At 68.0% G+C, this 22,132-nt stretch carries 22 protein-coding genes and 2 pseudogenes; 12 read left to right on the top strand and 12 right to left on the bottom strand.

The annotated features are described in order from the left end of the window. Positions 1 to 96: 96 nt before the first annotated feature. Both ACFWAY_RS04110 and ACFWAY_RS04105 read left to right on the top strand, forming a co-directional pair. A pseudogene (locus tag ACFWAY_RS04110) lies at positions 97 to 498 on the top strand (spore coat protein CotH); the annotation flags it as partial. 65 nt (positions 499 to 563) lie between these two features. Beyond that, positions 564 to 1,913: a hypothetical protein gene (locus ACFWAY_RS04105; RefSeq protein WP_378509863.1), complete on the top strand. Its 1,350-nt coding sequence runs from the start codon at positions 564 to 566 to the stop codon at positions 1,911 to 1,913. Positions 1,914 to 1,916: 3 nt separating this feature from the next. On the opposite strand, the gene ACFWAY_RS04100 is transcribed toward ACFWAY_RS04105, so the two are convergent. Both ACFWAY_RS04100 and ACFWAY_RS04095 read right to left on the bottom strand, forming a co-directional pair. Next, positions 1,917 to 3,356 (bottom strand): amidase, encoded by a 1,440-nt coding sequence (locus ACFWAY_RS04100; protein WP_378509862.1) that lies wholly within the window; start codon positions 3,354 to 3,356, stop codon positions 1,917 to 1,919. A 115-nt stretch (positions 3,357 to 3,471) separates the two neighbouring features. Next, entirely contained in the window at positions 3,472 to 4,095 is a 624-nt protein-coding gene (locus ACFWAY_RS04095) for a superoxide dismutase (RefSeq protein WP_012691075.1), read from the bottom strand. Between the two features lie 258 nt (positions 4,096 to 4,353). On the opposite strand from ACFWAY_RS04095, the gene ACFWAY_RS04090 reads away from it, so the two are divergent. Both ACFWAY_RS04090 and msrA read left to right on the top strand, forming a co-directional pair. Next, positions 4,354 to 5,547: an acyltransferase family protein gene (locus tag ACFWAY_RS04090; RefSeq protein ID WP_378509861.1), complete on the top strand. Its 1,194-nt coding sequence runs from the start codon at positions 4,354 to 4,356 to the stop codon at positions 5,545 to 5,547. Beyond that, positions 5,507 to 6,217 carry a peptide-methionine (S)-S-oxide reductase MsrA gene (gene msrA, locus ACFWAY_RS04085; RefSeq protein WP_378509860.1) on the top strand — a complete coding sequence of 237 codons (711 nt, stop codon included), beginning with the start codon at positions 5,507 to 5,509 and terminating at the stop codon, positions 6,215 to 6,217. Before ACFWAY_RS04090 ends, msrA begins: the two co-directional genes overlap by 41 nt. A gap of 9 nt (positions 6,218 to 6,226) precedes the next feature. Here msrA and ACFWAY_RS04080 read toward each other — a convergent pair whose 3' ends face one another. Then, entirely contained in the window at positions 6,227 to 6,694 is a 468-nt protein-coding gene (locus ACFWAY_RS04080) for a DUF1772 domain-containing protein (RefSeq protein WP_378509859.1), read from the bottom strand. A gap of 2 nt (positions 6,695 to 6,696) precedes the next feature. Further along, positions 6,697 to 7,527: an NmrA family transcriptional regulator gene (locus ACFWAY_RS04075; RefSeq protein WP_378509858.1), complete on the bottom strand. Its 831-nt coding sequence runs from the start codon at positions 7,525 to 7,527 to the stop codon at positions 6,697 to 6,699. Positions 7,528 to 7,607: 80 nt separating this feature from the next. Between ACFWAY_RS04075 and ACFWAY_RS04070 the strand changes: the two genes are divergently transcribed. Beyond that, a complete protein-coding gene (locus ACFWAY_RS04070; protein ID WP_378509857.1) occupies positions 7,608 to 8,549 on the top strand; it encodes an AraC family transcriptional regulator in 942 nt (313 codons plus the stop codon). Between the two features lie 108 nt (positions 8,550 to 8,657). After that, positions 8,658 to 9,251, top strand: coding sequence for a hypothetical protein (locus tag ACFWAY_RS04065; RefSeq protein WP_009477090.1), 594 nt, complete (start codon positions 8,658 to 8,660; stop codon positions 9,249 to 9,251). A 6-nt stretch (positions 9,252 to 9,257) separates the two neighbouring features. Here the strand turns inward: ACFWAY_RS04065 and ACFWAY_RS04060 are convergent, their stop codons facing one another. Together ACFWAY_RS04060 and ACFWAY_RS04055 are read right to left on the bottom strand one after the other, a co-directional pair. Continuing rightward, positions 9,258 to 9,569, bottom strand: a complete 312-nt coding sequence (locus ACFWAY_RS04060; protein WP_378454457.1) for a DUF3303 domain-containing protein — start codon at positions 9,567 to 9,569, stop codon at positions 9,258 to 9,260. A 26-nt stretch (positions 9,570 to 9,595) separates the two neighbouring features. Further along, positions 9,596 to 10,009, bottom strand: coding sequence for an ester cyclase (locus ACFWAY_RS04055; RefSeq protein ID WP_378509856.1), 414 nt, complete (start codon positions 10,007 to 10,009; stop codon positions 9,596 to 9,598). Between the two features lie 180 nt (positions 10,010 to 10,189). On the opposite strand from ACFWAY_RS04055, the pseudogene ACFWAY_RS04050 reads away from it, so the two are divergent. Then, positions 10,190 to 10,423 (top strand): annotated as a pseudogene (locus ACFWAY_RS04050) (RidA family protein); the annotation flags it as partial. Here the strand turns inward: ACFWAY_RS04050 and ACFWAY_RS04045 are convergent. Further along, positions 10,420 to 11,349: an LLM class F420-dependent oxidoreductase gene (locus ACFWAY_RS04045; RefSeq protein WP_378454455.1), complete on the bottom strand. Its 930-nt coding sequence runs from the start codon at positions 11,347 to 11,349 to the stop codon at positions 10,420 to 10,422. The pseudogene ACFWAY_RS04050 and the gene ACFWAY_RS04045 overlap by 4 nt on opposite strands. 41 nt (positions 11,350 to 11,390) lie before the next feature. Here ACFWAY_RS04045 and ACFWAY_RS04040 point away from each other — a divergent pair, with 41 nt between their 5' ends. Continuing rightward, a complete protein-coding gene (locus tag ACFWAY_RS04040; RefSeq protein ID WP_378509855.1) occupies positions 11,391 to 12,257 on the top strand; it encodes a S49 family peptidase in 867 nt (288 codons plus the stop codon). Here the strand turns inward: ACFWAY_RS04040 and ACFWAY_RS04035 are convergent, their stop codons facing one another. Beyond that, positions 12,258 to 14,039, bottom strand: coding sequence for a hypothetical protein (locus ACFWAY_RS04035; RefSeq protein ID WP_378509854.1), 1,782 nt, complete (start codon positions 14,037 to 14,039; stop codon positions 12,258 to 12,260). A 456-nt stretch (positions 14,040 to 14,495) separates the two neighbouring features. Between ACFWAY_RS04035 and ACFWAY_RS04030 the strand changes: the two genes are divergently transcribed. From ACFWAY_RS04030 to ACFWAY_RS04020, 3 genes are read left to right on the top strand one after another with little or no spacing between them, the layout of a single operon-like run. After that, positions 14,496 to 15,491, top strand: a complete 996-nt coding sequence (locus ACFWAY_RS04030; protein WP_378509853.1) for a DUF4328 domain-containing protein — start codon at positions 14,496 to 14,498, stop codon at positions 15,489 to 15,491. Further along, entirely contained in the window at positions 15,488 to 16,252 is a 765-nt protein-coding gene (locus ACFWAY_RS04025; protein ID WP_378454451.1) for a glycerophosphodiester phosphodiesterase, read from the top strand. Before ACFWAY_RS04030 ends, ACFWAY_RS04025 begins: the two co-directional genes overlap by 4 nt. Before the next feature lie 33 nt (positions 16,253 to 16,285). Next, on the top strand, positions 16,286 to 17,200 hold the full coding sequence (locus ACFWAY_RS04020; protein ID WP_378509852.1) for a DUF5926 family protein: 915 nt from the start codon (positions 16,286 to 16,288) through the stop codon (positions 17,198 to 17,200). 69 nt (positions 17,201 to 17,269) lie between these two features. Here ACFWAY_RS04020 and ACFWAY_RS04015 read toward each other — a convergent pair whose 3' ends face one another. Then, the gene (locus ACFWAY_RS04015; RefSeq protein ID WP_378454449.1) at positions 17,270 to 17,815 is read right to left on the bottom strand and encodes a ferritin; all 546 of its coding nucleotides are present in this window, start codon (positions 17,813 to 17,815) and stop codon (positions 17,270 to 17,272) included. Between the two features lie 228 nt (positions 17,816 to 18,043). On the opposite strand from ACFWAY_RS04015, the gene ACFWAY_RS04010 reads away from it, so the two are divergent. After that, the gene (locus ACFWAY_RS04010) at positions 18,044 to 19,234 is read left to right on the top strand and encodes a lipase family protein (protein ID WP_378454448.1); all 1,191 of its coding nucleotides are present in this window, start codon (positions 18,044 to 18,046) and stop codon (positions 19,232 to 19,234) included. Positions 19,235 to 19,243: 9 nt separating this feature from the next. Here ACFWAY_RS04010 and ACFWAY_RS04005 read toward each other — a convergent pair whose 3' ends face one another. The 3 genes from ACFWAY_RS04005 to ACFWAY_RS03995 form a co-directional block, all read right to left on the bottom strand. Further along, entirely contained in the window at positions 19,244 to 19,795 is a 552-nt protein-coding gene (locus ACFWAY_RS04005) for a ferritin (protein WP_378454447.1), read from the bottom strand. 23 nt (positions 19,796 to 19,818) lie between these two features. Beyond that, positions 19,819 to 21,027, bottom strand: coding sequence for an LCP family protein (locus ACFWAY_RS04000; protein ID WP_378509876.1), 1,209 nt, complete (start codon positions 21,025 to 21,027; stop codon positions 19,819 to 19,821). Between the two features lie 264 nt (positions 21,028 to 21,291). Beyond that, positions 21,292 to 22,110, bottom strand: a complete 819-nt coding sequence (locus tag ACFWAY_RS03995) for a CPBP family intramembrane glutamic endopeptidase (protein WP_378454446.1) — start codon at positions 22,108 to 22,110, stop codon at positions 21,292 to 21,294. Between the last annotated feature and the right edge of the window lie 22 nt (positions 22,111 to 22,132).

Below are 22,132 nucleotides of genomic sequence, written 5' to 3'. Positions count from 1 at the left end.
GCGTCCACCGAGGAGGTGACACCGGCCTTGACTGCCTGACTCACCAACGAGGAGCCACGCGACGGCCCTCGTACACCACTCCCATGGACTTGACCGTACGACCTCGGCACGAAGAAGATCTCCGTCGTGTCCTGGGATCTCAACCTCGCGCTGAGCGGCAACACCGATGCGGGCCCGCACGACTCGATCGGGATGGGCGGTGGCGCCGCGCCGGGTGGTGGCATGCCCGGCGGCGGAGGTGGCGGGAACGCGCTGAAGGAGCGGTTCCTCGCCTCGGAGGCTCTCGCGAGCGTGTACGAGGACGCGTACCGCGAGCTCTACCGGCACTTGTTCGGCAGTGGCCGGGCCATCGAGATCCTCGACGAGATCGCGCAGACCGTACCGGCATCCGACGGACTCGGCGCCGAGAAACTCACATCGGAAGTCGAGACCCTGCGTGCGCGGTTGCAGGCCCGCACGGACGCGCTGGCCGCGAACGAGGTGATCGTCGCCGGGTAGACGTCACAGAGAATCCTCAGAATCATCACAATCTGCCGCTACGAAAGCCGCCTATCCTCGCCGGAATGACCTCTGAGCGCGCACGGAACTCTGCGAATCACGCCCGACCCGAGTCGACGCGAAAGGTCCTCACGTCGCGGCCCGTCGCCGCGGCCACCATGGCCGGCCTGATCCTGGCGTCCGCGGGGGGACTCGGGTACGTGTTCCTCGGTGACGGCGCGGCAGACAGCCGGACCGTGGCAATCGTCAACACCGACGCCGGCGCGACCGTGGACGGAAAACCGGTGCGTGCGAGCGACACCCTGATCGACAAGCTCGAGGCGAACGAGGCCTTCGACTGGCAGGTGGTCGACGCGGACGCGGCGGCGGGCGGCGACTGGTTCGCCACCGTGACCGTGCCCGAGGACTTCAGCGAGGCGGTGTCCTCGGTGTGGGGCGCGAAGCCGCGGCAGGCGACCCTCGACCTCGACGTCGCGGGTGCCGACCCCGGTGCGTCCGAGGAACTCTCCGGAGTGGTGTCCTCCCAGATCGGCGCGGACGGCATCACGGATCTGCTGGCGAACATGTCCTCGTCGCGGACACGTTTCCAGCAGGCGGGCATGACGGCCGGGTTCCTCGCAGCCGGCACGGCCGCGGCCGACGATGCGGCGCAACAGCTGACGGAGGGCGCCGACACTCTGCTCCCGTATCTCGAGACGGCACGTTCCGGCTCGGTGCAATTGCTGGGCGTCGCCGACCAGGTGGCGGGTGTGGTCGGTGAGACGTCGGGAACGGCCGACGACCTCGCGGACCGGTTGAGTGCGCTGGGCCTGACGCTGGGCGAGGCGAACGACAGCGCCACCCAGATGCGCACCAGGATCGACGACGCGATCCGCGTTCTCGACGCCACACCCGTTGCATCGGACGTGGTCCCGTCGCTCCGTCAGGTTCGTGCCGACCTCGATCTGCTCTCCTCGCAGCTGGGTTCGGTGCCCGGTCTGCTGGGCGGAGGGGTCGGCCCCGACACGGACCTGGGCGAACTCGTGCGTGTCGCGATGGGTCAGCTCACCGACGCCAGCAATCAGCTGAGCAGCGGGGCACGGCAACTGAACGACGGCATCGTCCCGATCGCCGATCAGGCACCGGAGATGCTCGAAGGCGCCACCTCACAGATCGTCGACGGGTTCGCGAAACTGAAGACGTTGTCCGGGCAGCTGTCCACCGACCTCAACAACGGTGTCGCGGCGATGCCGGTGCGCACGGCGGCTCAGCAGAACCAGTTGGCGACGGTGCTCGCCGAACCGGTCGCGGTGACCCGCACCCTCTCCGCGCCGTCACCGATCCTCACCGCCGAGCACCTCGCCGTCGGCTTCGGGATCACCACCGTGCTGCTGGCGGGGGCCGTCGTGTGGATGGGTCTGCGGCGCAAAGCCTGATCGTCAGCGGGCGTCCTGGATACGACGCCACGGCGTGGCCTGCTCGAGCTCGAACGCCAACTCGAGCAGCGTCCGCTCGTCGCCGTGGTCGGCGGAGAAGTGCGACGCCAGCGGCAGGCCGCGGGACGTCTCGTGCATCGGCAGCGAGATGGCCGGTCCGCCCGACGCGTTGTTGAGCGGCGTGAACGCCGTGTAGGCGATCAGCTTGTCGAAGAGCTCCTCGAAACTCTGTGTCGGCGAGAGGTATCCGAGCTCCGGAGTCGTGTGGGCGAGGGTGGGCGACAGGATCACGTCGTACTTCTGGAAGATCTGCGCGTACTCACTGTATGTGCGCCGCAACCGGTAGAGCACCCGCGGAGTCTTCGCGATCTTCTTGCGGTACATCGCGGCGAGTCCGCGCGTCAGGTTGTCCGTGGCGTCGCGGTCGAAGTCCGGTCCGAGCATCCGCTTGCCGTTGCTGGAGATGACGAACGACAGAAATCCCCAGTAGATGCAGAAGTCCTCGACGAACGAGGAGTTCACCGGCATCGGGCACTCCTCGACGTGGTGACCGAGGTCCGCCAGCAGATCGGCGGTCGCGTGGACCGACTTGCGGGTCTCGTCGTCCGTGCGGGACACGGTGACCGAATCGACCACCACCCCGACCTTCAGCCGGGTGCTGCTCGGCCCCTCGACCAACCGGATGGGTGGCAGCGCCGGATTGCGGTAGTACCGTTCGGCGGCCGCCATCCACCGTGCGGTGTCCCGCACCGAGCGGGTGACGGCGCCCTGCGCGATGATCCGGATCGGCAACGTCTTGTCCATGGCGTCGGGGACCGTCCGACCGCGGGACGGCTTCAGGCCGACGAGCCCACACGCGGCCGCGGGAATGCGGATGGATCCGCCACCGTCGTTGGCGTGCGCGATCGGCACGACCCCCGAAGCGACGAGTGCGGCCGATCCGCCGGACGACGCTCCCGGCGAGAACGCGGGATTCCACGGATTGTGCACGGCCTCGGCGTCCATGAACTCGGTGGACGCGCTGAAGCCGAACTCGGGCAGCCTGCTCTTCCCCAGAGACAGCACACCCGTCGACAGGTACTGCGTGACGAAGTCGCTGTCGGCCCGGGCGGGCTGCGCGGCGAAAGCGACGCTGCCGTGCTGCGTGGGCAGGCCCGCGACGTCGACGTTGTCCTTGACGACGGTGGGCACTCCCGCGAAGAGACCCTCGTGCGGGCGGTCCGCCTCCGTCAGCGCACGGTCGAAGTCGGCCAACGCCAGGGCGTTCAGGGCGGGTCCGACGGATTCGGCGCGCGCGATCGCCGCCTCCGTCACCTCGCGGATCGACACCTCGCCGGAGGCGATCCGTGCCGCGAGGCCGGTGGCGTCGAGGTCGCCGAGCGCGTCTTCGCGGAATGCGTGGACGACGGTGTCGTCACGGGCGGGGTTGCTGAACTCGGTCACTTCCGAAGCCTATTGGACGCTCGGCCTGCAGGGATGGAATTCCGGTCGCGAAACGAGCACGGGCGCACGGACACACCCGAGAGTGGTCCGTGCGCCCGTGGCCGCGAAGAGGAAACTAGACGATCAGGCCCGCGGTCTGCGTGCGTGCCTTCTCGAAACGAGCGGCGACGTCCGCCCAGTTCACGATGTTCCAGAAGGCCTTGACGTAGTCGCCCTTGACGTTCTGGTAGTCGAGGTAGAAGGCGTGCTCCCACATGTCGAGCAGCAGCAGCGGCGTGAGGCCGATCGGGATGTTGCCCTGCTGGTCGTACAGCTGGACGATGAGCAGGCGCTGGCCGATGGAGTCCCAGGCCAGGATGGACCAGCCGGAGCCCTGGATGGCGTTGGCGTTGGCCGAGAAATGGTTGCGGAACGCGTCGAAGCCGCCGAACTGGTCGTCGATCGCGGCAGCGAGCTCACCGGTCGGCTTGTCGCCACCGTCGGGCGAGAGGTTGTTCCAGAAGACGGTGTGGTTGGTGTGGCCGCCCAAGTGGAAGGCGAGGTTCTTCTCGTGCAGGTTGACCACGGCGGGCAGGGTGTCCGACTCGCGGAGTTCGGCCAGCTTGTCGAGGGCCGTGTTGGCACCGGTCACGTACGCGGCGTGATGCTTGTCGTGGTGCAGTTCCATGATCTTGCCGGAGATGTGCGGCTCGAGAGCTGCGTAGTCGTACGGGAGTTCCGGCAGCGTGTAAACAGACACGAGGGTCCCTTCATCTATGGGCGTGTGAGCCCTAGTGTTTCCGGGTGCCGACGACACGTGGGCACGCGTCTGACACCCGCCTTTGGCGAATCGTTCTCGGGTATATACCCAATCTCATTGGTACACCCTGCGCAACAGTTGGGGTCACGGAGCGATTCCCGGAAAGGAAAGTTCGGGCACCCGAAAAAAGGCTGGCGCGGCGACACTGGATGTCGTGAGAATTCGTCCGACCGGTGAACGGAACCTTAAGCTGACGCGATGCCTTCGCTGATACCTGTTGCAGATTCGCATGCGGCCGCGCCGCGTGTGGAGCTCACGGGCGCGAACCTGCTCCGCTTCTTCGCAGTTCTGGCCGTGATTTACTCGCACATCTCGTTCTATCTGATCGACGACCTCGGAACCGGATGGTGGTTCATCGACGTCGTCTACCAAATCTTCATCGAGCGAGGCGGTCTCAACCAGCATCTGTCCTTCCTCGGGGTCGCCGTCTTCATGATGCTGACCGGGGTGCTGATCACCCGTTCGGCTATTCGTCACGAGCCCGGGCAATTTCTGTTCAACCGGCTCGGACGAATCCTGCCCGCATTCTGGGTGGCCGTTCTCGCCGCGATCGTGCTGGTCCGCCTCGGCATCAACGGCATGTTCAGCGGCCAGGACGGGGTGTCGAATATCGACGCGGCCCTGAGTTTCGTGCTCGGCGGATTCTTCCTCAAACCCGAGGTGGCGGTTCTCGGAGTCACCTGGACCCTCGCCGTGCAGATCGTCTTCTACCTCGCCTGCGTGGCCGCGCGCCCCGTTCTGCGCACCCTGCCCATCGCGATGCCGATGGCCGGTGCCGCGCTCTGCGCGCTGATCCTGCTCTACAACCTGTACGCGCCGCAGCCGTACACGGTTCCGATGCTGTCCAAGATCGCCGCGACGCTGCCGGCCGTGTTCCTCGGGCAGATCATCTACCTCGGCTGGGCGCGGCTCGCGGACTGCCGGTGGATCGTCGTCGCCGGGCTGGCCCAGGTCGAGGTCATCCGCCTCGCCACCGACTTCCGCGTGTACTGGGCGGGCGATCATTACCTCTGGACGTTCGCCGTCGTCACCGCGTGCGTCGTGCTGGTGGGCCGATACGACGGGCCCGCGGCGCACTGGGCCGTCGTGCGGTGGACCGCGACGCGCAGTTTCGCGATCTACCTCGTCCACACTTTGATTCTCTACCGCGTGTACGAGCACACGGTCGGCTCGTTCGGCGAGACCGGAGCGGTGGTCGCATTCCTCGTGGTGACGGCACTCGTGTCGGAGGCGCTGTTCCGGTGGGTGGAGGTCCCCGCGACGGCGTGGGTCACCGCTCGCGTCGAGCGGATGCGCGCACAGGCGGCGCTCGCGCAGGAGGCCACTCCGGCACCGCGCGTAGCATCGAATCATGTCTTGGTACGACGAGCTTCTGGGTCGAGCAGCCGCTAAGTCCGTAATGGTCACCGCCGAGGATGCCCTCCCCGGACGCAGCCAGCCGATTCCCGTTCCGGCGACGCACTTCGTCAACGGTCACCCCCTGCAACCCCCGTTCCCCGAGGGCATGCAGACCGCGGTGCTGGGCATGGGATGTTTCTGGGGCGCCGAGAAGGAGTTCTGGCAACTGGACGGCGTCTACAGCACCGCGGTGGGATATGCCGGCGGCTACACGCCCAACCCCACCTACGAGGAGACCTGCTCCGGTCGCACCGGGCACACCGAGGCGGTGCTCGTGGTCTTCGATCCCAAGGTGATCTCGTACGCCGAGATCCTCAAGGAATTCTGGGAGAACCACGACCCCACGCAGGGCATGCGGCAGGGCAACGACCAGGGAACGCAGTACCGTTCGGCGATCTACACGATCGACGAACAGCAGGTGGAGATCGCCGAAGCCACCGGTGAGGCCTTCGAGAAGAGGCTCGCCGACGCCGGATACGGGGCGATCACCACGGAGATCGCCCCGCTCACGCAGTTCTACTACGCCGAGGACTACCACCAGCAGTACCTCGCGAAGAACCCGGGCGGTTACTGCCCCGTGCACGCCACCGGCATCAGCTGCCCCGTCGGTCTGCTGAAGCAGGACGAGGTCCCGGCGCAGACCGACATCCTGCCGCCCTCGTAGCCTCCGGTCTCAACCGCGGGTCGCGGACCACGTGAGCACAGCGGACGCCGCGATGGCGCTGACGGTGCGCACGTGGTTCCACCCGGTCCAGCCCGACACGTAGTCGCGCCAGTACACCGCCGAGTCGGCGGCGGTGGGATCGATCGCGTCCAGCGCGTTGTTGTGCGGCACGTGGTAGACGATGGTCAGGACGATCCCCACGAGATACAGCGCGCAGGCGATCACCGCGTAGACGGCCGAACTGTCGTGCCGCACTATGCTGACGACCGCGAGCACGATCGACGTCAATGCGGTGCCGAACACCGCCGTCATGAACCAGAAGTTCGGCGCCTCGCGGTTGATCGCCTGCATTGCCGAGATGCCCTGAGCCGGTTCCAGGCGACCGAGCCCGGTCATGATGAACGTGGAGAACGCGAACATCACGCCGCCCACCACGCCGGCGCCCACCGCCGTGACGATCGTCAGATAACGCTCCATGGTCAGACCCTCCAGACACCGGCCGCTGCTGCGGCGCGGACGTAGTCGGTGAAGTCGCGGGGCGCGCGCCCGAGTGCGCGTTCGACCCCGTCGGTGAGCGATGCGTTGCGCCCGTCCAGCACTTCGTCGAACAGGTAGGTGAGCAGGCCGATCGCGTCGGACGGTACCCCCTGCCCGCCCAGGGCCGTCGAATACTCTTCCGAAGTGACTGGTGTGTACCGGATTTCGCGACCCGTTGCCTCCGAGATCGCGGCGACGGCGTCACCGAACGACAACAACCGCGGCCCGGTCAGCTCGTACAGTTCGCCGGCGTGGCCGTCCCCGGTCAGTGCGGCGACGGCGATCTCCGCGAGATCGTCCGCGTCGACGAAGGGTTCGAGCACGCGTCCGTCGACGGGTAGCGCGAGGTCGCCTGCGAGCAGTGAGTCGAGCATGAAGCTCTCGCTGAAATTCTGGCTGAACCAACTCGACCGGAGGATCGTCCACTCGGCTCCCGCCTTGCGGACGGCGAGTTCGCTGCGCTCGGCCTCGGTTTCACCGCGACCGGAGAGCAGGACGAGTCGCCGGGCCCCGTTCGCGACGGCCAGGCCCGCGAACTCCTCGACGACCTCCGCCGCTCCCGGTACCGCGAGATCCGGGTAGTAGGCGATGTACACCGAGGTGATTCCTTCGAGCGCCGGCCGCCACGTGTCCCTGTTCTCCCAGTCGAACGGGGGACGGCCGGAGCGGGAGCCGCCCCGAGCGGGCACGTCTGCGGCGGCGAGCCGGGCGAGGACGCGGCTGCCGACCTTGCCGGTGCCGGTGAGGACGAGTGTGTGCGGTGTCGTTGTCATGTCTTCAGTCAAGACGGCGTCGTCGAGACTTTCCATGGTTGAAACGCGCTGATACATACGCGAGCGTCTACGCTGGACTTGTGGATCCCCTCGCCGGTCTCATCAGTGGTCCCCGTGCCGCAGGAGCGTTCGTGCTCCGCTCGATCATGGAACCGCCATGGTCGCTGCAGATCGACGACCACGCACCGCTCAGCCTCGTCGCGATGGGCCGGGGCGAAGCGTGGGTCCTTCCGCACACCGGCGACCCGGTTCAGCTCACCGAGGGTGACGTCGCGATCGTCCGCGGACCCGAGCGGTACGTCGTCGCCGACCATCCGGACACCCCGCCGCACGTGATCATCAACCCCGACCAGAGCTGCACAACGCTCCGTGGGGAGCCGCTCGCCGAGGCGATGGACCTCGGGGTGCGAACCTGGGGAAACAGTGCGGACGGCCGCACGGTCATGCTGACCGGGACGTACCAGACCCCGGGCGAGATCAGCATGCGACTGCTGACCGCGCTCCCGGAACTCGTCGTGCAGCGCCGCGCCGACTGGGACTCGCGGCTGGTCACCCTCATGCACGACGAAGTGGTGCGCGACGAACCCGGACAGGAAGCGGTGCTCGACCGCCTGCTCGACCTGCTGCTGATCGCGGTGCTGCGCGCCTGGTTCGCGCGGCCGGCGGCCGAGGCGCCGTCGTGGGTACGGGCGCAGAGCGACCCGGTGGTGGGCAAGGCAATGCGCATCCTGCAGAACAACCCGTCCCGCCGGTGGACCGTGGAGTCGCTCGCCGCGGAAACCGGTATGTCGCGGGCTGCCCTCGCACGGCGGTTCACGGACCTCGTCGGCGAACCGCCCATGACGTTCCTCGCCGGCTGGCGGCTCTCCCTGGCCGCGGATCTGCTCCGCGAACCCGACGCCACGGTCGCGTCGGTGGCCCAGCGAGTGGGGTACGGGAGCGGATTCGCGCTGAGTGCGGCGTTCAAACGCGTGCGCGGAGTGAGCCCCAAGGAGCATCGTGAGATGGCGGGGAGCAGATGAGTGTATTACGGCACAGTGCCCAAAGACACACCGGATTAACTTGATCTTGTTTGCCTTGCGTACGACCCTGGATGGTAGGGAATTGTCGGCGAGAGGACCGGATCCGGAATGTGGAACAACTCTCAAGCGCGGGGGCTGCGTAAGCGGTCGGCCCGTCAGCGGCACAACCCGCTACTCCGGCGCTCGGACCGGATCGAGAACATGCTCACCCTCGCGGTCGTGGTGCTCGCGTTCGCGATGCTGCCCCTGGCCATCCTCGTGGGCGCCCGGACCATCGACAGTCAGCTGACGCTGGCGGAGAAGCAGGTCGCGGACTACCGCACCGTCTCCGCCACCACGCTCGCCGACTCCACCGGCGTGTCCGTCACCTCCGACGTCGCACCGTCGGGCGTCGACACCGCCCCCGCCAAGTGGACGTGGGGTAACGAAACCCGCCACGCCGACATCACCGTCGACCCCGCCACGCCGTCGGGAACGAAGGAAGACATCTGGGTCAACGCCGACGGCAACCTCACCACCGAACCGATGTCGCCGTCCGCGGCACGAGTGGCCGGCGTGATCGCCGGGCTGTTCACCTGGTTCGCGGTGATGATGATCGCGCTGTCCGGCTTCCTCATCTGCCGCGCCTCCCTGAACCGCGCCCGCGACGCGCAGTGGGACCGCGACCTCCGCCAGTTCCTGGATTCGACCACCAGGCACTGAGCCTGCTCAGCTGATCGAGCCCCTGAATTCGACCGCCTGCTGCGCAGCCTGCGTGGTGACGGCGATGTCGGCGACAGGGTAGACGTGGAACTCGAAGAAAGGTCCGAATTTCGTCGGGCCGTCCAAGACGTCGTTCGGGTCGTCCGCCTCGACGAAGGCGAATCCCCCGGTTCCGTCCAGGCGACCGAGGAAATGATGGAAGTTCGCCCCTTCCGCCGGCGTCCATCTCGCGAACACTTCGAGGCTCCGCCGCGCAGCTTCCTCGTTCTCGGCGGCGGACCCACCATTACGCAGCGTCCAGGTAATCACGTACTTCATCGCACCCTCCCGAGGGTGTGCCGGGATCAGCTCGCGGGGACCGCGCCGAGCTGCTGAAGGAATCCGAGCGTGTCCCACACCTGCCAGGTCTCGGCGATCTTGCCGTCGGCCAGCCGATGGATCGAGATCGCGTCCACTCGGATCTTGTTGCCGGTCGGCGCAATCCCGTTCATCTCACCGACGTGCGTTCCCGTGCCCGTCCAGCGCACGACGACGCGGTCACCGGCCGAGAACATCTCCTCGATGGTCCAGTGCCCGTCCACCCCGTCCTGGTAGGCCGAGATCGCCGCCACCATTCCCGCGGGACCCGGCCCACCCGGGACCTGGGGATCGTGCATCTCGTGGTCGCTGCTGAACAGCTCCTCCGCTATCTCGTTCTTTCGATCGTTGTTCATCTCCTCGTAGAATCGACGCACTACCGCCTCTTCCGCAGAACCCATGACAACCTCCGGCGTACTCGAGAGTCCACACGGCCGTTCCGGTCGTACTTCGAGCATTCCACCGGCGGAAAGGGAACGGAATGTTGCTGAGCGCGCCGAAAGACCCGAGCCGTCGTCGAGTGGAGGTGTGATGGGCGCGGAGTCCCGACTACGTGAACTGGGCCTGGTGCTGCCCCGAGAGTCCGTCGCGCGGTGGGCGATCTCGACCGCATCGGTGCGTGGCTCACCGTCACGGGGTTCGTCAACGCCGAGCCGGGCTACGACCAGACGACAGCGGTGCTCAACGGATTCTCCGAGGTGGTACTCGACGTGTTCGGCCCGGAAATCGGCGACCACGCCCGGACGGCGATCGGGGTGGCCGCGCTGCCCCTGAATCTTCCGGTCGTCGTGGCCGCCGAACTCGAGCTTGCCTAGCTCAGTTGCGGAACGACTTCGCTCGCGACCAGTTCAAGGTGGTCGAGGTCGCCGAGATCGAGGGTCTGCAGGTAGATCCGCTGCGATCCGGCCTCGGCGTAGCGGCCGATCTTGTCGACGAGCTCGGCGGGCGACCCGGCGAGGCCGTTCTCCCGCAGCTCGCTCACCTCGCGTCCGATGCTCGTGGCGCGTTTCGCGATCTCCTCCTCGGTGCGCCCGCAGCACAGGACGAGCGCGTTGGAATACACCAACTCGGTGGGGTCGCGATCGATCGCCTTGCACGCGAGCCGGACCCGTTCGATCACGTCCCGCGTCTCGTCGACGGACTGGAACGGGACGTTGAACTCGTCCGCGTACTTCGCGGCCAGCGCAGGGGTCTTCTTCTTGCCGGTGCCGCCGATCAGGACGGGCGGACCCTGCGGCTGCCGCGGCTTCGGGAGTGCGGGCGAATCCTTGACCGTCAGGTGCGTCCCGTCGTAGGAGAAGGTCTCACCGAGCGGAGTGCGCCACAGCCCCGTGATCACCGCGAGGGATTCCTCGAGCCGCTCGAACCGCTCCTTCAGCGGCGGAAACGGGATGCCGTACGCCTGGTGCTCCCCCTCGTACCAGCCGGCGCCGATGCCGAGGTCGACGCGGCCGCCGCTCATCTGATCGACCTGCGCCACCGAGATCGCCAGCGGTCCGGGATACCGGAACGTCGCGGACGTGACGAGGGTGCCGAGCCGGATCGTGGACGTCTCCCGGGCGAGACCCGCCAGCGTGATCCACGCATCGGTCGGTCCGGGAAGACCCTCGGTGTTCATGGCGAGGTAGTGATCCGACCGGAAGAACGCGCCGTACCCGAAACGTTCGGCGGCCTGCGCCACCGCCAGAAGATCGTCGTAGGTGGCACCCTGCTGGGGTTCGGTAAAGATTCGCAACTCCATGTGAACCACTCTGCCCGATCCGTGATCGGTACGCTGATTTCATGGCCAAGATCCCACTGAACCTGCCGAAACCGCTGGCCGACAAGCTGCCCGACGCGTTCGGAGGCTCCAGCGCCGGCGTGGTGCCGGTGGTGCGGCTGCAGGGGATGATCGCATCCGGCGGCGCGGGTTTCGGGCGGGCGCTGAGCGCGGAATCCGTCGAGGAACCGTTGCGACGCGCGTTCACCACCCACGGTGCGAAAGCGGTGGCGCTGCTGATCAACAGTCCCGGCGGGTCGCCGACGCAGAGTGAATACATCGCCGCCCGCATCCGGCAGCTCGCCACCGAACACGAACTGCCCGTGCTCGCGTTCTGCGAGGACGTCGTCGCGTCCGGCGGCTACTGGCTGGCCTGCGCGGCCGACGAGATCTACGCGACCGCCACGTCGGTGGTCGGCTCCGTCGGCGTCATCTCGGCGGGCTTCGGGTTCTCCGAACTGATCGACCGGCTGGGCATCGAACGGCGGCTGCACTCGGCCGGCGAGGCGAAGGCCCGCCTCGACCCGTTCTTCGCGGAGAAGTCCGAGGACGTGCAGTGGCTCGAACAGATCCAGGAAGGCATCCACGACGAGTTCCGCGACTGGGTGGTGGGTCGCCGAGGGGACAAGCTGAAGGCGGACGGGACCGAGCTGTTCAACGGCGACGTCTGGCTGGGGCGCCGCGCCGTCGAGCTCGGCATCATCGACGGGATCGGCACACTGCGCGAGGTGGTGGAGAAGCGGTTCCCCGACGCCACCCTCGAGATGACCGGACCGCGCCGCTCCCTCTTCGCGAAGCTCGGGCTGCCCGCTGCGAGCTGGGACGAGGTGGCCGCCGCGATCGTCGGTGCGGCCAGTGCCCGCGTCGCGTGGTCGCGGTACGGGCGGTAACTACTTCGGCACGACGACCCCGACCGGGCCCGCGCCGATGCACAGCGACAGGTCCGGGGTCAGGGCGCTCACCCGCACGCTCCGACCGCTGCCGGTGAGCCGCACGAACACCGAATTCGGGCCGCGTTGCACCGGCACCCGCACCGGGCTGCCGACCTCCATCGCGACGGCGATCTCCCCGTCCGCAGTGGCCATGTAGTTGAGCTGCGCAGTCCACTCCCAGCCGGTCAGCGGTCCGTCGAGGGGAAGCGGGACGAAACTGCGCTGCTCCACCAGGTTCCCGCAGTCCGGGACGGGTCCGGGCTCGATCGCGCGCACCCACGTGACCTGGGCGTCGACCACCGAACCCGCGTCGTCGATCATCCGGAGGTCGGGGGTGCTGTCGGAGAACTCGGGGCGGTCCCGCAGCGGGGCGAGGACCCGGCTCACCAGGTTGTTCGGGTACGCGACCGGCAACAGCACCCAGATGGACGCGGGCTGCTGGAGGATCGGCGCGTCATCCCGCTCGGCGAGCGACGCACGCGCGGTCGCGAGGTAGGCGGTAGTCGGGTTCTCCTCCCAGCTGCGGGTGAACGTGTACGTCGACCACAGGCTGCTCGCGACGAACGCGACGACGGCGGTCACGGCCACCAGCGGCCGCACCCGAACCGGGTCGGCGCGTCGGCGGGGTGCCCGGGCGATCACCGCGACGGCGATCGCGAGAATCACCGCGGTGTCCGTGAAGTAGCGCAGGGTCTGCGCGAGTTCGTAGGTGGTGTCCGCGCCCCATCGGGTGACGACCATCGCGGTCACCGACAGCAGGAAGTACCCGGCCGTGAGGATCCACACCCAGCCGATGCGGCGCTTCAGCCGGACCGTCGTGACGACCGCCGCCATGAGGACCACCCAGCCGACCACCTCCAGCGCCGTCGACGGGGAGGCCCACGGGGGACTCGGAATCCACCGTTCCCACGTCCACGGACCACCCACGAACGTGGGCAGCAGCCCGAGCGACGTACCGTGGTGGAACAGTTCGAACGCGCGCGACGCACCCGCCCACTCCCACTGCGACGCGACGGTGGAGAAGTAGAACGCCGCCCACACCGCGAGCACCGCCGCCGACGGGATCCAGAGGGCCGCGCCTCGCCGCAGCGTCGACCGCACAGGCCGCTCCCGCCCGCCGACGTGCGCGAGCAGGGCCACGGTCGCGAACGCGGCGAACGGGACCACGACGGACTTCTCGAAGAACAGCAGCGACGCGATCAGCACCAGCGTGCCCGAGACCGCGTACCGCCGCCGTCCGGTGCGGCACACCTCGAGGGCGTCGCGCGCCACCCACGCCAGCGCGATCTGCAGGGGCAGTGCGTTGAGCGCCGCCGCCCACCAGGCGAACGCCGGCACAGTCAGCGGAGAGAACAGATAGATCGCCAGCGGAACCAACAGGACGGGTCGTGGACCGAGGATCGTGCGAAGTAACCGGAAGACCGCATACGACGCCACCGCCTGCAGCGCGATCATCGTCAGCATCGGCAGGATCCACTCATACGGCGCGACGCGCGTCGCGATACCCGCCACCAGGAAAGCTCCCGGCATCAGGTGACCGTCGTGGTCGTAGAGCAGCAGGTCGGCCGAGAGCAGCGGGAGGCTTCCGCCGCGTCCGGCGAGGATCAGATCGTCCCAGTAGAAATCGCTGTTGGCGGCTACCCACGTCCGCACGAGAAGTTGCACCACGACGAGGGCTGCCGCCACCTGGAGGACACGGGCGGGCCCGAGGTGCCACCGCGATCCGACGTCGTCCGTCATCGTTTTCCGAGATTACAGATCGGGTGGAACCAAACCGCGCCGGGCTGCGTCAGATCAAGTGTCGGGGCATTTTCGCCCGGCACAGGTGGGGGAGACGACGGCCGGTCCGGAGTTCTCGGGTCGCTTCGCGGGCGATCCGAACTGGAGGGGTAATTCCGGGCCGAGCCGTCGGTCACCGAGTCCGATTGTTCACCGAGCTGCGATGTCAAATTCATCCACCGTTGTGGACCGTTCATCCGAGGCTGTCAACAAACACGGATTCGCATGCGCTCTGACCTGTGTATAGGGACTACTCGCACTGTCCATAACTGTGTATGAACCTGTGGAAACTGTGGATAACTCCGCATTTCACGTGGTGCAGCTCACACATTCTCCCCAAAAAGGACGATTCGGTCGTGGGCTGCCCGCATTCGCGGGTCGTGACAGAATCGGCAATGTGAAGTGGGTGCGGAGGGCATGAGCGTCGTCGTTCAGGTGTGCGCGCGATGCGCGGCTCGGTGGCCGGTCCTCGGCTCCCCGGCGCAGTGGTGTCCCCGTTGCCACGGTGTGCTGCTCGCCCCCGTCCGCACCGACCAGCACCAGCCACCCGCGAGTCGGGGGTTCCGCTGGATCGCGCGATCCCCGCTGCGACGTAGCGGTCTCGCGGCCGAGCCGCCGACGACGAGCCCCACCCCGCACTACACCGAGATCCCCCGCTGGGGACTCCACGATCACGTCGAATCACCCTCCACGCGACGCGACTGGCCGGAACTGCTCGCCGGCAAGGCGGCCTTCTTCCTCACCCTCACCGCAGGCCTGTACGCGTTCGCCGTGATCGCCGAACTGGGCCGGTACGCCGTCCTCCTCCGCAACCGGACCCGGCTGATCGACCCCACCCTGCTCGCCGTGTCCGACATCGCGGTGTTCCTCGGCCAGGCCGGCGGGATGCTCCTCGCGCTGCTGTCGGGGATCGGCGGAGTGTGCTGGCTGCTGCGGATGCGTCGGCGCACGTTCGCCCGGGCCAAGACGTCCGACCCGCGCACCCCCACCGAGGTGATCGTCGGTTGCGCGGTGCCGGGCCTGAACCTGGTGATGCCGGGTGTGTACCTGCTCGAGGTGATCCGCCGCGATCCCCGCGCGGTCCTGCTGGTCCGAGCCTGGTGGAGCCTGTGGGTCTTCGGCGCCGTGCTCGTCGTCTTCAACTGGTTCTGGCGGTCCAGGCCGGGACTGCAGGCCATGGCGGACGGTGTCCTGCTGGCCGCGTTCACGGCGCTGGTCGCCTCCGCGACCGCCGTCCTCGCACTGATGGTGCTCCGGCGGCTCGAGGGCCGGACGCTCAAGGGGGCGAAGGAGCCCGTTACCCGCTGGGTGATCGCCACCGGGCCGCCGCCGCAGAAGGACGCCGAGAAGGCTGCGGAGAAGTCCGCCGAGAAGACGCCCGAGATCAGCGACCGGGAAGCCGTCGCGTCGTGAGCCCCGACCGGCGCGGACCCCTGGTAGTGGCGCACCGCGGCGCATCCGCAGCGATGCCGGAACACACGCTCGCCGCGTACGAGCTGGCGCTGGAAGAGGGCGCGGACGGGCTCGAATGCGACGTGCGGCTCACCCGCGACGGCCACCTCGTGTGCGTCCACGACCGCACTGTCGACCGGACGTCCACCGGGACGGGCGTCGTCAGCGAGATGACCCTCGAGGAGCTGGCGGAGTTCAATTACGGCACGGAAGACGAGCCGGCCGAACTCCTCGAGCTGAGCGCGCTGATCGCACTCACCCTGGACTGGACGGCGCGCCCGGTGAAGCTCTTCATCGAAACCAAGCATCCCGTGCGTTTCGGCGGTCTCGTCGAGAGCAAGGTGCTCGCCGAACTGCAACGCTTCGGCATCGCCGCACCCCCGTCCGCCGACCACTCCCGCGCCGTCGTGATGTCGTTCTCCGCCGGAGCGGTGTGGCGGATCCGCCGGTCGGCGCCGATGCTCCCGACCGTGCTGCTCGGCGAATCCGCCCGGTACCTCGGCGGGGGCGCCGCGACCACCGTCGGCGCCACCGCGGTCGGTCCCTCGGTGAAGACGCTGCACGAACACCCGGACATCGTCGACAAGGCCGCCGCCGCAGGGCGCGCCACGTACTGCTGGACCGTCGACAACCGCAGCGACGTCGAACTGTGCCGCGAACTCGGGGTCAGCTGGGTGGCCACCAACCACCCCGGCCGCACCAAGAAGTGGCTGGCGTCCTGACCGGACCGGCGTCGGCGTGTAGGTTTTGGCGTCGTGGCAAAGAAGAGCAAGAGAAACAGTGGTCCGAAGCCCGACAGTGCCCGCGCCGAGAAGCTCGCGCAGCGGCAGGCGGAACGGGAGAGCGCCGCAGCGGCCGTGACCCGGCCGTTCGAAGGCCTCGCCGCCGAATGCGATCTGGTGGCGCTGCGCGAGTTCGTCCCGTCGGCGACCGCCCCGCTTCCCGTCAAGGATTCGTCCCGTCCGGTGACGCTCGCGACCGTGCTGCCCGGTGCCGTCGCGGCGCTGGTCCGCGACGAGGGTGAAAGTGCCACCGGGTTCGTCGGTGTGCAGGTCCAGGCGCATTCCGCGGATCTCGGCGCCGATCTGGCCGCGTCCGTCGACTGGGTCCGTGACGCCGCGGCCGGCGAATCGCTGGCCTCAGCCAACCCCGGATCCGAGACCCCGGCACTGGCCGACGTGATCGACGCGGACGCACCGCTCGACATCACCGTGCACCAGGATTTCAACTGGTGGATTCCCGAAGGCGTCGAGCCGGCCCCCGAGGTCGCGACCACCGTGCAGCACGCGAATGCGGCGATCATGCCATCCGCACGAGTCGAGGCCGAGGGTGTCGTCGCGGCGTGGTGGGTCGATGCGGGCCAGAAGGCGCACATCCGCTGGGTGCGCCCGGAAAACGAGGACGATCTGATGCTGGCCCTGGCACGCGTGCACGCGACCGGCGGCCTGCACCTCGGTGAGGGTTCCCGCTACGCCGGGTCGTTCCGGACACACGGTCTGCTGGTCCCGGTGTTCGACCTGGACCGCGAAAAGCATGCGAACGAGTGGGCCGCCGCCACCGTCGAACTCGGTCAGCGTCTGGCCGAGGCGCTCGCCGTCGACGCGCCGCTCACCACCGAGGAGCGACGCGCCCGCGACGGACTGCGTGGCCGCCAGGTCACCCTGCGATAGGGCCCTTCGCGCCCGTGCGCCTTTCTGGTAGCTACCACAACCAGAAAGGCGCACGGGCGGCGGAGCCGCCTAAATGGAGCCGCCGGCTGCGTGCGGTGCCCCGGACGTGTCTGCGACGCCGCTCATCTCGCGTGCGACGAACTCCTCGAGATCGAACAGGTTGCTGCCCGCGCGGTCGGCGATGGTCAGCAGCGTCGTCATGCTCGCGACCTCCTCGACCTGCTCCTTGAGGAACCACTGCATGAACTGCTCGCCGAGGTAGTCGCCCTCCTCGCGGGCGGTGCTCGCCAGCTGCACGATCTGCTCGGTGACCGACTGCTCCTGAGTCAGGGCGAGTGCGATCGGCTCGCGTGCGTTGTCGAACTGGCCCTTCGCCGCGTCGACACCCGACAATTCCACGGAGATGTCGCGATCGAGGAAGTACTGGACGATCATCATGGCGTGGTTGCGCTCTTCGACGGCCTGCTTGTAGAAATGCTTGGCCAACTGCGGCAGGTCCGCATTGTCGAAATAGACGGCAGTCGCGATGTACTGGTGTGACGCGTTGAATTCGTTGCGAATCTGGTCGTGAAGCAGAGCGTGGAATTTCGTCTTGTGCGCGTCAGTGGAAGTCATGAAATGGATAATATCGCTGGTCAGAGCGGGTGTCATCCAAGTTCAACCTAATTTTGGGAAGCGTTCCCAAACTAAAGTCAACCTAATTTCGGGACCATTTTGATGTCATTTTCCTAACCTGAACTGGCGACGGATCCCCGACGGGAACGGGGCAAACCACGTCGGCGGGCACCCGTCCGTGTATAAAATTCACAGCGTTCTGACGGCGCGGCCCGGAGGGGCAGGCACATGTTGAGACGACCCGGTGCATGGATAGCGTTGATCCTCGGTGCCCTTTTCCTGGGGGCGACGATTCCCGCCCCGGCGCAGGCCGACCCGCTGTATCCCTGGCCGGATCCCGACTCCTTCTATCTCGCTCCGGCCGACCTCGGGGTCCTTCGTCCCGGCGACGTCGTGCGGACGCGGCGGATCGACACCTGGATGTACGCGAATTCGGACGGGTGGCAGATCGCGTTCCGGTCGACGAACTCGACGGGGCATCCGATCCTGGCCGTCACGACGGTTCTGCTTCCCCGCGGTGTCGCGAATCCTCCGCTCGTGTCGTATCAGGCGATCGTGAATTCGCTCGGAACCAAATGTGCCCCGTCACACTCGTTGTTCAATCTGGAACTGCAGGAGTCGCCGGGCCTGTATCTGGGTCTGCAACGCGGCTGGGCGGTCTCGGTGCCCGATCATCTCGGCCCGACCGGCGCCTACGGTGCCGCGAAGCTCGGGGGAATGATCACCCTCGACAGCGTCCGGGCGGTGCAGCGGGTGGCCGAACTGGGGTTGTCGCACAGCCCGGTGGCGCTGGCCGGATATTCGGGTGGGGGAATGGCCAGCGCGTGGGCCGCGGCGCTGGCACCGAGTTACGCGCCGGAGCTGAAACTCGACGCGGTGGTGGCGGGTGGGATTCCCGCGGACCTCGAGCAGATGGCCCAGGGCCTGGGATTCAATCCGCACCCGGGGTTCGGGCTCGCGTTCGCTGCCGCGATCGGCTTGGAACGTGAATACCCGGACCAGCTACCGATCTCGTCGCAGCTGAACGCGACCGGGCTGTGGCTGCGCGAGTGGATGTCGAACGAATGCCGCCGGTTCCTTCTGTTCCACGGCGCCTTCCGCAGCGCCGGACAGCTGGCTGCCACCACCAGCCTCATGGCGAGTTCGGGCGCGCACCAGGTACTGCGCGACAACAGCCTGCGGTACTTCGAGGGTGTCCCGACCGCGCCCCTCTACCTGTGGCACGGAACCCTCGACGGGTTGACGCCATTCGATTCGGTTGCCGAGACCGCGCACCGCTACTGCGCCGCCGGCGCCCGACTGACGTTCGTCCCGTACGAGATATCCGAGCACATGACGACGGCAGTGGTGGGCTTTCCGGACGCGTACGAATACGTGGCCGCGCGGTTCCGCGGCGAACCGGCGCCCACCCGCTGCTGACCCGAAGGGTCAGACGCCGCCGCCTGCGCTCTTCGGCGCACCCGGCCGGATCGGTGAGTTCCCGCTCATCTCGCGGGCGATGAAATCCTCGATGTCGAACAGATTGTCGCCGGCACGTTCGACGATCGTCAGGAGCGTGTGCATGCTTGCGACCTCCTCGACCTGTTCCTCGAGGAACCACTGGACGAACCGCTCACCCAGGTAGTCGCCGGTGTCGCGGGCCGTCCGGGCGAGCTTGGTGATCTGTTCCGTGACGACGCGTTCCCGTTCCACCGCCAGTGCGACGGGGGCGCGCACCGAATCGAAATCGGTGACCACGTCGTCGATGCCGGGGACTGTCACTTGGAGGTTGTTGTCGATCAGGTACTGGATCATCATCAGCGCGTGGCCGCGTTCCTCGGCGGCCTGGGAATAGAACCGGCGAGCGAGTTGCGGGAGATCGTGCGAGTCGAAGTAGACGGCCACCGCGATGTATTGCTGGGATGCGGTGAACTCGTTGCGGATCTGCTGCTGCAGAAGGGCATGGAACTCGCTGGGTGCTTTCGGCGCCGGTTGCGTCATGGGTGTCAGTTTACGGCCGTGCGTCACGGTCCGGTGGTGACCAGTTCGGCCGGGACCTGACGGTCGTTCGCCAGCGCGTCGAAGAACTGGGACGCCCGGTCGTGATCCCAGAGCAGCACGTTTCCGGCTCCGTCCACGTCCTCGAACCCGCCGACGGGGACGGTCGTGGTGATCATGTCGCCGCGTACCGCCCAGGCGAGTGCGGCGAGGTTCCAGATGTGGTCGCTCTCGTCGACGCGCAGCGATGCGGCGGTGTCGGTGACGAGGGGCCAGACGCGGAACGGGTTGAGCCACGTCGCGGGACTGGTGGCCTTCGACATCAGGGCCGCCATGAACATCCGCTGATGGTTCATCCGGTCGATGTCGGCGAGCGCGGTCGCGCGGCTGCGGACGAAGCCGAGGGCCTGCGCCCCCGACAGTTCCTGGCAGCCGGGCGCGAGGTTGATCCCCGCGAGCGGGTCGTCGATGGCGGTGTCCAGGCACATGTCGACGCCGCCGACCGCGTCGACGATGCCGGCGAAACCGCCGAACCCGATCTCGGCGTAGTGGTCGATGTGCAGACTGGACGCCTCCTCGACCGTCTGGGTCAGCAGTTGCGGACCACCGAACGCGAACGATGCGTTGATCTTGTCCTCGCCGTAGCCGGGGATCGACACGTACGAGTCGCGCGGGATGCTCACCATGGTCGCCGGGCCGCCGCCGCTGGGGACGTGCACCACGATGATGGTGTCGGTGCGGTCGGGGCCGCTGTTGCCGCCGGTCGACAGTTGCTGTTCCTGCTCGGGGGTCAGCCCGGTGCGGCTGTCCGAACCGACGAGCAGCCAGTTCGTGCCGGGGGTGTCGTCGATCCGGCCGGGGTAGTCGGCCAGCGCGTCGATCCGGTTCAGCGAACTGTCGAGGTAGTAGGTCATGCCCGCGAGCGCCAGGACCAGCACCAGGAACAGGATGCCGATGCGTCGGCCCCAGTTCTGCTTGCGTTTGGGGCGTCGCTGTTGCGGGGGCTCCGGGGTCCGCGGCGGCGCGAGCGGCGGCGGTGGTGGTGGCGTGCGAGGGGGAAGCCGGTCGGGCACCCGTGACGGCGGTGGCGGCGCGTCACGGTAGGGCTGCGGCGTCTGGGTGGGCGCGTAGCCGCGCGGACCCTGCGGCGGCGCCGACCGGGACAACTGCGGTTCGGGGGCCTGCGACCACGCCTGCTGGGGCGGCGGGCCGCCCCGTCCGTCGCGGCGGATCACCTGGGTGCCCTCCGGCGGCTGCGCCGGGGGACCCTGCCGGGGAGCGGGGTGTCGCGGGCGGGGCGCAGGAGGTCCCTGTTGCGGGGGACCCTGCGGTGGCACCCGCCGCGTCTGCGGAGGAACCCGCTGGTCGGGCGGTGGCATTCGGCGGTTCGGGGGCGGCGGCACCTGCTGCCCGCCCTGCGTCCGCCGGGGCGGACGGGGCGGCAGCGGAGGATAGGGGGCGTCGCCGGTCACCCGCACGACTTTACTGGTCCGGCCGGATTACGGAATCCAGCCGACGTGCCCGCGCAGGGCGGCGTAGCCGACGAACGCGACCGAATCGATGGTGGCGTGGGCGATCACGAGAGGCCACAACCGTCCAGTCTTCTGCCAGTACCGGCCGAACACCAGACCCATGGCGACGTTGCCCAGCCCGCCGCCGAAACCCTGGTAGAGGTGGTATGTCCCCCGGAGCACCGCCGACGCGAGGAGTGACGAATTCTCGCTCCACCCGAGCTGCCGCAGCCGGGTGATCAGATATGCGACGACGAGCACTTCCTCCGCGCCGGAGTTCGCGATTGCCCACAGGATCAGGGCCGGCAGCCGCCACCAGTGATCTCCGATCGTGCTGGGCACGACGGTGAGGTTGGCGCCGATCGCGCGGGCCAGCAGGTAGAAGCCGAGCCCGGGCAGACCGATCAGTGCGGCGAGCCCGACACCCTGCGTCGCGTCGGGACGCCAGCGGAATCGGCCGAGCCCGACGGCGCGCGGGCCGAGGCCGCTGCGCCACAGGAGATACAGACCCAGGGCGCCCCAGGCGAGGAGTTTCACGACGCCGAGCAACTGCCGGGCCACATCGATGATCTGGTTCTCAGCGCGGGCGAGGTTGAGGGCGACGGCCTGATCGGCGAGGTTGCCCGGGGTCAGCAGCGATTCGGACAGTGACAGCAGCCCCGACAGTCCGCTCGTCCCGAACGTGACGAGCAGGACGATCGTGATCTCGATCCACAGGGCCCGGCGCTCGCTCCCGGTGACCGGCGGAGCGGCCGGTTCGGGTGAGGCAGGCCGTATCCAGGAGGCGAGCGTTGCACGCGAGATCACGCGGCACACGCTAGCGTGCGCC

Source organism: Rhodococcus sp. NPDC059968 (genome assembly GCF_042738615.1).
Lineage (GTDB): Bacteria > Actinomycetota > Actinomycetes > Mycobacteriales > Mycobacteriaceae > Rhodococcus_F.
The sequence above is the reverse complement of the archived record's forward strand: the minus strand, read 5'-3'. Positions and strand labels throughout refer to the sequence as shown.